This is a genomic window from Armatimonadota bacterium, assembly GCA_020354555.1.
Taxonomy (GTDB): domain Bacteria; phylum Armatimonadota; class Hebobacteria.
In genome coordinates, this window is sequence record CP070648.1 from 2,803,753 (window position 1) to 2,813,876 (window position 10,124).

Sequence of the window (10,124 nt, forward strand, 5' to 3'; positions counted from 1 at the left end):
CGGCCATCCTGGAGCGAGTGGATCGCTCCAAAGGCAAGTTGTACCTGGAGTTCGGCGGCAAGCTGACCTACGACCTCCATGCCGCACGGGTCTTGCCCGGCTACGACGCCAACGTCAAGATGCGCCTGCTGCAGGGGCTCAAGGATCAGATCGAGGTCATCTTCTGTGTCTACTCAGCCGACCTGGAGCGGGGCCGCATCCGCGGCGACTTCGGCATCACCTACGATCTCGCAACACTTAAGTCCATCGACGACCTCCGCGATTGGGGCATCAAGGTCTCCTCTGTCGTAGTGACGCGGTTCCATGAAAGCTCCGCCTCCGCGCGTCTCATGGAGCAGTTGGAGCGCAAAAGCATCGCGGTTCACACTCAACCCGAGATCCCCGATTACCCCAATGCGGTGGACCTCATTGTCTCCGACCACGGGTACGGGCGGTATCCGTACATCGAGACCCACGCCCCCATCGTCGTCGTGACCGGCACTGGGCCCGGCAGCGGGAAACTCTCGACGTGCCTCTCACAGCTCTACCATGATCATCGCCGCGGCACCGCCTCAGGCTATGCCAAGTTCGAGACCTTCCCCATCTGGGATCTTGCAGTTGACCACCCGGTCAACCTCGCCTACGAGGCCGCGACGGCCGACTTGGGCGATATCGTCGTGATTGATCCGTTTCACCTCCAGGCATACGGGGTGACAGCAACCAACTACAACCGCGACGTGGAGAGCTTCCCCATCCTCAAGGCTATCCTCGACCGCATCGCGGATGGCGGCCGCGGAGCGCTCCTGTACCAGTCTCCAACCGACATGGGCGTCAACCGGGCCGGTGCGGGGATCATGGATGACCGCGTGGTACGGGAGGCGGCCACGCAAGAGGTCATCCGGCGCTACTTCCGGCACCTCTGGGAATGGCGCCGCAGCTTGTGTCCCCGCCAAACTGTCGAGCGCACCGAAAACCTCATGGCACGGCTGAGGGTGGTACCGACCGATCGGCCGGTCGTCGAGCCGGCGCGCGAGGCGGCGGCTGAGGCTCAGCGCAGGCAACGCGGGAAGGATGGCTTCTACTGCGGCGCCGCCCTGCAGCTCCTGGACGGCACCATCGTCACCGGCAAGAACTCCGACCTCTTCCATTCCGCGTCGGCCGCCATCATCAACGGCATCAAGCACCTCGCCGGCATCCCCGCCGGCATTCACTTGCTGCCCGAGAACGTCATCCAGAGCCTGACCGATCTGAAGGCCAATTACCTGGCCTCCAGCTCGCCCAGCCTCAACGTGCAAGAAGTCCTCGTCGCCCTCGGTATCAGCGCCGCAGGCAACCCGGCGGCCAAGGCCGGGGTGGACATGCTGCCCAGGCTCCGTGGAGCTGAGATGCACCTCACCCACGAGCCTGGGGCCGGGGATGAGACGGGCATCCGCAAGCTCGGCATCTCGGTGACCACCGATGCCGAGGCCACGTCACGAGACTACTTCCTCCGTTAGCCTGGATTATTGATACGGTACGGCGGTCGCCGCGAAGACAGTTGCGTGAGCGCCCGGCCGCTGCGCGGGGATGATCTACATCGCGCGTCGCGCGATTCCGGAGCGCGGCTTGACCGCGCCAATGACGCTCATAGTCCGAATCATGCACATGGCCGCGACTCGTCATGAATGATCCGGGGTAACGCAATCATTTCGTGAGAGTCCGAAGGTCCGGCACTGTTGGGACAAGTCGTCGGCCCTCAGCGTCGGTGGGACGAATCCGTGGGTGAATCACAGTACACCCCGGCTGTCCCTGGACCCCATCTTGCGCCGTCCCCGCGAGCCGTCGGAACCGCTCGCGCCCAGCCGCCAAGATTCGAATCCGAAGCGTTCTTCCACGCGCCAGAGTCGCGTCCCTGCGACAGGGTGGAGTAGGAACACACGCTCATTCAGCGAAAACCGCACCATGCCGAATGTCCCAAGAACGCGGAGGACGTGCAACTTGAACATCGACAAACTGAAAGAGCGGCTTTTCGAGTTGTTCCCCCAAACTCTCCTTGAGAGCATTCCGGATGATGAGTGGGGCATTCACATTCCCGCCGGACTTTCCGCCATCTCCAAGGTGGGTTGCGCCACTTCCTTGTCGCCTTGGGTAATTGAAGACGCGAAACGGTGCGAGGTGGACTTCCTTGTTACTCACCACGATGCGTGGGATTTCTTGTACGACATGAGAACACAATGCCGGGACATGCTGAATGCCTCGGGCATAGGCCACCTTTTCGTCCATCTACCCCTGGACGGGAGCGAGTTCGGCTGCGGTGCTTCTGTCCTGGAATCCGTTGGCTGCGCACGCGTTGAGCGATTCTGCGAAGAGTCGAGGATCTACTGCGGTCAGATTGGTGAACTGCAGAGAGAGACGGACTTCGGCGATTTTGAGGCCGCGTTGACCCGCGAGCTTGGCGAAGCTCCGCGGTTTAGCTGGGACAGCGGTGCCAAGGTGAAGCGCGTTGCCGTCGTCACCGGAGGCGGATGCAACACGGACTACGTCAAAGACGCTCTGGAACTGGGATGCGACACGTATGTCACGGGTGAGTATAACCTCTATCTGGGCATGTTCGCACGAGGACAGCGCATTAATTGTCTCGTCTATTCGCACACGGCGACGGAGGCCAAAGGCCCGGAGAATCTGGCGAACCGCCTCGTTGACCCCGGAATTCCCGTCGTCAGACTGAATGAACCGCGTCTTTAACCGGCGCGTTGGTCCTCAACGATTGCGGCACAGATCCGGGGATGAACTAAGGTACTGGTCGGGTCTCCGTGCTCTTGTATCTTGTTCCGTCCGCGCGAGCTTGCGATAGGTCTCACGCCCGGCCACCAAGGTGCCGCACATGAAGCACTTCCCCGCGCGCCAGGACCGCCTCCCCGCGGGCGAAACGGAGGATGGGATGGTGGACCGTGCATGATGGAAGCGATAACCTTCCCGCCGGTACGGATCCCAGCCCAGGCAGTCGTTGCGGGTTGGTGGCGGGGACCCGCTGTGAGACCTTCGGCAAAAGACTCGCCACGGCCGCGGTGCTGAGACTGATCTACGCGGCAGGAGCGCGTGGCAGAAGGCCGTGCTGCATCTTGCCAGCATGATTGTGTGCGCGCCCAGGTGGGTACCACCTCTTGCGAAACGCCACAAACGTCACACTCGTCATCGCAGCTGGCGGCAATCCCGCCACCTGCGCGACACCTTAGCCGCGCGAGGTCATCCCGAGCTTTCTCGCAGGAGGTGCTGTGCAGCCAAAGGAGACTTCGTCAGGAGTGGATCAAGAACGGGGAGCGCCCCAGTGGGAGCATGCCAGAATCTGCGGGTGACCATCAACGGTCCGATGCTGGCGAAAGCGGCCGCGCTATCCACCGGCAAGCCGGTGTGGATGATGCGCAATGCCACCGTCACCACCTGCACGTTGAACCTCAACGTCGTTGATACGCTGATCCTGCGGTAAGTTGGTTTCGAAAAACTCCTGAGATCGCAGGCTGCTTTGTCTTGCGGTTCACCGACAGTCAATATGGTGAACCTTATTCTCTGAAATGAGCGGAGGGTCCTATGGCAAAGTCAGTCATCATTGTCGGCGCCGGGATCGCCGGATTGTCCGCCGGGTGTTATGCGCGGATGAACGGGTACCCGGCGACGATCTTCGAAATGCACAACAGACCCGGGGGCCTGTGCACCGCGTGGACGCGCAAAGGCTATACCTGGGACATCAGCATGCACCTGCTGACCGGCTCAAAATCCGGTGCCTTGCACCAGATGTGGCGCGAGCTGGGCGCGGTGCAGAACCGCCGGTTTGTGTACCACAAAGCGTTGGTACGCGCGGAAAGCGGCGAGAAGAGCGTGGATTTTTGCGCGGATACGCGGCGGCTCGAGGAGCAGTTGCTGGCGATCTCGCAGGCCGATGCCGGACGCATCCGCGAATTCGTCCGCCTGCTCGGCGGAAGAAGCATAATCGGCCTGATGTCCCTCGACGCTCCCGGCATGTCCGGCGGATTGAGTAAGCTGAAGATGCTGTTGGCCACGCTGCCGCTACTCGGCACGTTCAGGAAATACGGCAAGATGACATTGCAGGAATTTGCCGCCGGATTTCAGGACCCGTTTCTGCGCGAGGCGATCCGCCTTTCCATCGATAGGCCGGGCTGGCCGATGCCCGACTATCCGATGATGGGCGCGACGGGTCTTCTCACCTCCGCGTTGACCGAGGCCGGCGTGCCGATCGGCGGGTCGCGGCAGGTGATCAACGCCATTGCCGACCGCTACCAGCGCCTGGGGGGCGAGGTGCACTTCCGCTGCAAGGTCAGAGAGTTGATAGTCGAGGACGACCGGGCCTGCGGCATCAGACTGGAAGACGGCACAGAGCAACGGGCGGATATCGTCGTCTGGGCTGCCGATGGCCACACGCTGCTCTTCGACATCCTGGGCAGTCGCTATCTGAGTGACGAGCTGCGCGCGCGCTACCAGGAATGGCGCGTGGTGAGGCCAATGGTGCACGTCATGCTGGGCGTGGCGCGCGACATGTCGCAGGAGCCCTGCCGCCTGACGTTCAAAACCGACAAGCCCATCGCTATCGCCGGGCAGGCATTCCCGTGGCTGACCTTTATTCATCACGGCTTCGACCCAACCTCGGCGCCGCAAGGCAAAACGGCGGCCGAGGTGTGGTACGACACCGATTACGCGTACTGGGAGAAGCTCTACCAGGATAAACCGGCTTACCAAGCGGAAAAGCAGCGCGTCGCGAACGAGACGATTGCGGCGCTGGACAAACGCTGACCCGGCCTCGCCGAGCAGGTGGAGGTGGTGGACGTGCCGACCCCGGCAACGTATCACCGGTATACCGGCAACTGGCAGGGCTCACCTGACGGCTGGTATATCACGCCGAAAAACATGGGCTCACCGGCCATCCTGACGCTGCCGGGTCTGCAAAGCCTGTATATGGCCGGACAGTGGACAGCGCCGTTTACCGGTACCGTGATCGCGGCGTTAACCGGACGACAAGCCGTGCAGTTGCTCTGCCGGGCGGACAGCAAGCCGTTCCGCACGACAACCGAGCTCTGACAATGCCGCGCCGGAAGACCGCATGATCCACCACCGCATACCGGTAGGCAGGGCACTTGCTGCGCTACGCTTCCGAGGATTAACTCAGGGCGTGGCTGCGACAGGCGGCGGGACGGATTCGCGGGGAGCGGTCAGGCGAGTTGGTAGTGCACCCGCGACTGCCGCAAGACGGGTTATCGCTTCTGTACCAGCCTGGTGGGCCGCGCAGGATGGAAGTGATAGCCTTCCCGCCGGTGCGAGTCGCGGCCGAGGTAGTGGTCGCTGGGGCGTAGCGGCGGCCTGCTACGGAGCGATGCATAACGTACTGGCGGCGTGGCTCCTCAGACGGTGGGCGTTGGCAAGGAATGGGGGTCGCGCAGACGCGCGGGAGTAGTCTAACGTTGGCTCTGCAGCCGTGCAGCCGCTCGGCAACGTCGCTGCTAAGGCCAGGCGCGACCCCGTGGCTCCATGGGCCGCCCGCAGCGGGGGGTCGAGGGCGGAGCGCTGGCGTTTGTGATACTGCTGTCGCTGTCCGGGAGAGAAGGCGCAAGTCCGGGATCACGTGCGTCCGATGGTCTTTCTGCGGCGGGGCCACCCCTGGAAGCACGAGGCATTAGGCCGTTTTCGTCATATTCAGCTCGCGGAACACCCCTGCCCCTGACGGGCACCGCCGTGGCAGTCTGATCCCTGGTTCTGGCTTACCACCGCACAAGGGTAAAGCCACCTTTCCGGAGAAACGAAAACCAATCTCCGGACCCTATTGTCATGCCATTCCTCTGTCCGCGCCGAGCGGAAGGCTGGGGTGCTAGATGGCCGAAGTTGGACATCGTTCCCCGGAAGAGACGCTGCATTCCCTCACCGCCGCCGTGGATGCCGCACCGGACGGCGTCGCGTTGGTCGATTCAGATCTGCGGTTTGAATACGTCAACCGGGCTCTCTGTAGACTCATCGGGCATGAACGGAGCGAAGATCTGCTGCGCCGACCCGCGACGGATTTCCTCGGTGAAGATGACTTGCGGCTCGCTGCCGACCACGTTATGGAGGCACGCGAAGGCAGGCCGGAGGTCTTCGAGACGTCGCTGCACACGAAAGACGGGCGCACCGTCCCGGTCGAGGTCAGTATCTCCACGGTGCGCCGTGACAGCCGTCCGGCCCACGCCTTCCTGGCTATCGTTCGCGACGCGACCGAACGCAAGCAAGCGGAAGCGACGCTGCAATTCAAGAATGCGCTCCTCGAAACTCAGCGCGAGGCCAGTATTGACGGGATCCTGGTCGTAGACGGCGCGGGGAAGATGATCTCCTTCAACCGGCGGTTCGTCGAGCTATGGGGGATTCCGGATGACGTTATTGCGACCCGCTCTGACGAGCGAGCGCTCCAGTCGGTCACCGACAAGCTCGCTGACCCGCAGGCTTTTCTGGCGCGCGTTCGGTATCTCTACGAGCACCGCGAGGAGACAAGCAGAGATGAGATACCGTTGCGCGATGGGCGCACCTTCGACCGCTACTCGGCGCCGGTAATCGGTGCCGACGGCACCCACTACGGCCGCGTCTGGTACTTCCGCGATATCACCAAGCGCAAGCAGTCCGAAGAGGCGCTGCAGCGGGCCCGCGACGAGGCGGAGGCGGCGCGGGCGCGTGATGTCGAGATTGGCGCGCGTATCCAGCAGGCCCTGCTGCTTGGCCCCACTCCGACCGCGCCTGCGGACTTCCAGATCGCGGCGCTGGCGGTCCCGTCGTCGGGGATCGACGGCGATTTCTATGAGTTCATGCTGCATCCCAATCGCTGTCTGGATATCATCTTCGGCGACGTGATGGGCAAAGGCGTGCCGGCAGCCTTGCTCTCCGCCGGCACGAAGACCGAGTTCCTTCGCAGCCTTGCCCACCTGCTGGTCGGTTCCCCGCCTGGGTACATTCCGGAGCCTGCGGACATCGTCAACCGCGTGCATCAGGTGCTGACGCCACACCTGCTCAGTTTGGACAGCTTCGTCACGCTGTCGTATGTCCGCTTTGATCCGCTGGCGGGTAAGGTGACACTGGTGGACTGCGGCAGTACCAAACTCATCCGCCGCGCCGGGGATAGCGGCCGCCTTGACTGCCTTTCCGGCTTCAATCTGCCGTTAGGGGCCGCAGCCCCGGAGGTCTACGCGGAGGTCACCTTTGACTACGCGCCCAATGACCTGTTCGTGCTTTACAGCGACGGGGTGACCGAAGCCCGGAACCCGGCGGGGGATGAGTTTGGTCTGGAACGGCTGTGTGATCTGATCGCCCGACAGACTGACCTGAGTTCCCAGCGGTTGGCGGAAGCCATCCGCAAGACAGTCACGGGTTTCGTCGACTCCCGTCCGCTGACTGACGACTTGACGTGCGTCGTGCTCAAGATGATCCAGGTGCAGGTGGACGACGGCCTGTTGTCGGGCGATGAGTTAGAGGTCGCCAGCGGCCCCAAGGAGCTCAGACGGATCCGCGCTTTCGTGCGGGGCTGCTGCGAGGGGCGCGGCGGCTGTGGGATGGGTGAGCACGATCTGGACATGTTGGAGCTGGCGGTCAGCGAGGCGGCGAGCAATATCATGCGCCACGCGTATCACGGACGGCCGGATCGACGCATCCTGATCGGCATCGATGCAGGTCGGGAGGTGGTGAAGGTCCAATTGACGCATGACGGCGACCCGTTTGCCAACGGCGAGCAGACCCCCGATCCATTAGCTGAGGGGCCTTGGGAAAGCGGATTCGGCCTTTTCATCATCCGCCAAGCAGTGGACAGGGTGGATTACGGAGAAGACGAACTCGGCAGACAGTATATCCGGCTCAGCAAGCGTGTTCACGTATAGGTGGAGGGTACCATGCCATTCGAGGCTGAAGATGTCGACGGTATCCTGATCGTTACGGCGCCATTCATGGAGCTCGACGCAAGCACGGCTGACGATTTCAAGCAGACGCTTGCACCGATAGTCAGCGGACACGCGAAGGTGGCAGTGGACCTCAGCGGCGTTCGGTTCATGGACAGCGCTGGCTTGGGAGCGATACTCTCCGTCTGTAAGACGGTGAGAGCCGGCAACGGTCGCTTTTGCGTATTCGGCCTGACGGAAGCAGTCAAGGCGTTGTTCGATCTCGTCCGTGTGCACAGACTGTTCGCAGTGCACGAAGATCGGGAAACAGCCGTGCGCGCAGACGATGATGAGGGGGAAGCGCGCGGGCCCTCATGAGATCAGTCATCTGCACTCGCGATCGAAGAGGCACTTGTCCACGATATCGGTGATCTTCGCAGTGCCGACACAAATGTGGGTGTCTGCCGCGCCGTAGTACAACTTCACAGTACCGTCGTCTTCTACGATGGCACCACACGTAAACACCACGTTTCCTACGTCTCCGACTCGCTCATAGAGCTCCCGCGGGCTGAGGATTGGCACGGCGCTACGAGCAAGCACGGTCGCCGGATTCTCCCGGTCGAGCAGGACTACCCCGATGCGATAGATGGGTCCGGAGTTTGTGTTCCTGACGCCGTGATAGATCTCCAGCCACCCGTAGTCGAGTTCGATGGGGGGCGCGCCGGCGCCGATGCGGTCCGAATCCCAGTATCCGGATCGAGGCGTCATTACCACCTCCGAGTCGTACCAGGCAATGAGATCGTCGGAGTAGGAGATCCAGATGGCGCCGTTGGCGCCGCTAAATGGTCTGTCCAGCCGGGCGTACCGTCCGTTTATCTGCTTGGGGAAGAGAGCTGCGTTCTTGTTGCTCGGCTCCGATATGAGCGCGATTCGCTCGTAGGTCCGGAAATCCGTCGTCTTGGCCAGAGCGAGTCTCGGGCCGTGATGGGAGTAGGCCGTGTACATGATGTAATAGACGCCGTCCATCGGTGTGATGCGCGGATCCTCGACGCCGAGTTCCTCGTATGTTCGGAACGGCTCATCCTGAGAAGGCGTCATCACGAAATCAGGCTCCACCGTAAAGGAGTAGCCATCCGGGCTTCTGGCAAGAGCGAAGATCGAGCGTCCCGCGAGGTTCTCGACGCGCAATAAGAGTATATACTCTTGACCGAATCTGGTCGCCGCGGCGTTGAAGACGGTGTTACACGGAAACGGCAACTTCTCGAGGGTCAGAATCGGGTTGCCGGGATAACGGTCCACAACATTTCTGCCTGACGAATACGGCATCTGGGCCTCCGTTCCCCTGGTCAGACGCACAGACCACTGCACTGGGTGTCGGTCGTCAGCGGCGCTCGCACGAATCAGGCGTCAAGGTGGGGGCCCGATGTTCCTGCTCCTGCACCTTGTGGCCCTAACGAGCTTGCGATCGTCCTCGCGCCTGGCCACCAGGATCCGAATCCGAAGCGCTTTTCGCCAAGCCAGGATGGCTTCCCTGTGCGGCAGACGGCGGACGGTGTGGTGGGCCGTGCAGGACTCGAACCTGCCGCCCCCGGATTAAAAGTCCGGTGCTCTGCCCGATGAGCTAACGGCCCAGTCCAGCGAACAGTGGACGGTGGATAGAGAAAGAGGCGCGAATACGCGTCAGCACATAAAGTCTATCACGGTCGGCTGCAGCGGGTCAATGCTGATCGGCGCGCGATGGCAGCCCACAACGACCGTCCGGGCGGCGTCTCCTCAATCGGCGGCTCGACGGCGACCCGGCGCGCATCATCGGTGCGCGCACGCGCAACCGGCGCCCACGCACCGGAGCCCTCTTACGCGCCCGGTCCTACCTCAGCCGGTTTCCGGCGGCTGAATCGCTCCTGAAGGTCGTCGAAGATGGTGTACACCACCGGCACCATGAGCAGGGTCAGGAACATCGAGCTGAGCAGCCCGCCGATGGCCGCGATCGCCATGGGCGCGCGCATCTCGGCCCCCTTGCCCAGCCCAAGCGCGATGGGCAACATGCCGAAGACCGTCGCGAATGTGGTCATGAGAATGGGCCGCAGCCGAATCGGCCCGGCGCGCAGAATGGCCTAGTTGCGCTCCAGCCCGCGCCCGCGCAGCGTGTTCGTGTAGTCCACGAGCAGGATCGCGTTCTTGGTCACCAGCCCCATGAGCATGACCACGCCGATGAGTGACATGGTGTTGACCGTATCGCCGGTCAACCACAACAGCACGGCCGCGCCGACA

8 protein-coding genes, 1 tRNA gene and 1 pseudogene are annotated in these 10,124 nt (G+C 62.6%); 7 read left to right on the forward strand and 3 right to left on the reverse strand.

Annotated features, from left to right (window positions below):
* The 7 genes from JSV65_11510 to JSV65_11540 all read left to right on the forward strand — a co-directional run.
* The coding region (locus JSV65_11510) for a DUF1846 family protein (GenBank protein UCH33200.1) at window positions 1-1,475 on the forward strand (1,475 nt) is incomplete at its 5' end.
* Window positions 1,476-1,956: 481 nt separating this feature from the next.
* Window positions 1,957-2,703, forward strand: coding sequence for a Nif3-like dinuclear metal center hexameric protein (locus JSV65_11515; protein ID UCH33201.1), 747 nt, complete (start codon window positions 1,957-1,959; stop codon window positions 2,701-2,703).
* 583 nt (window positions 2,704-3,286) lie between these two features.
* Entirely contained in the window at window positions 3,287-3,445 is a 159-nt protein-coding gene (locus tag JSV65_11520; GenBank protein ID UCH33202.1) for a hypothetical protein, read from the forward strand.
* Window positions 3,446-3,546: 101 nt separating this feature from the next.
* A complete protein-coding gene (locus tag JSV65_11525) occupies window positions 3,547-4,764 on the forward strand; it encodes an NAD(P)/FAD-dependent oxidoreductase (GenBank protein ID UCH33203.1) in 1,218 nt (405 codons plus the stop codon).
* 27 nt (window positions 4,765-4,791) lie between these two features.
* The gene (locus JSV65_11530) at window positions 4,792-5,049 is read left to right on the forward strand and encodes a hypothetical protein (protein ID UCH33204.1); all 258 of its coding nucleotides are present in this window, start codon (window positions 4,792-4,794) and stop codon (window positions 5,047-5,049) included.
* Window positions 5,050-5,837: 788 nt separating this feature from the next.
* Window positions 5,838-7,856 (forward strand): SpoIIE family protein phosphatase, encoded by a 2,019-nt coding sequence (locus JSV65_11535; protein UCH33205.1) that lies wholly within the window; start codon window positions 5,838-5,840, stop codon window positions 7,854-7,856.
* A gap of 12 nt (window positions 7,857-7,868) precedes the next feature.
* Window positions 7,869-8,231, forward strand: a complete 363-nt coding sequence (locus JSV65_11540; protein UCH33206.1) for an STAS domain-containing protein — start codon at window positions 7,869-7,871, stop codon at window positions 8,229-8,231.
* A 6-nt stretch (window positions 8,232-8,237) separates the two neighbouring features.
* Here JSV65_11540 and JSV65_11545 read toward each other — a convergent pair whose 3' ends face one another.
* The 3 genes and pseudogenes from JSV65_11545 to JSV65_11555 form a co-directional block, all read right to left on the reverse strand.
* Complete coding sequence (locus JSV65_11545) at window positions 8,238-9,179, reverse strand: glycoside hydrolase family 130 protein (GenBank protein ID UCH33207.1); 942 nt, start codon at window positions 9,177-9,179, stop codon at window positions 8,238-8,240.
* 229 nt (window positions 9,180-9,408) lie between these two features.
* Window positions 9,409-9,484 (reverse strand) — tRNA-Lys (locus tag JSV65_11550).
* Window positions 9,485-9,706: 222 nt separating this feature from the next.
* Window positions 9,707-10,124, reverse strand: a pseudogene (locus tag JSV65_11555) (efflux RND transporter permease subunit).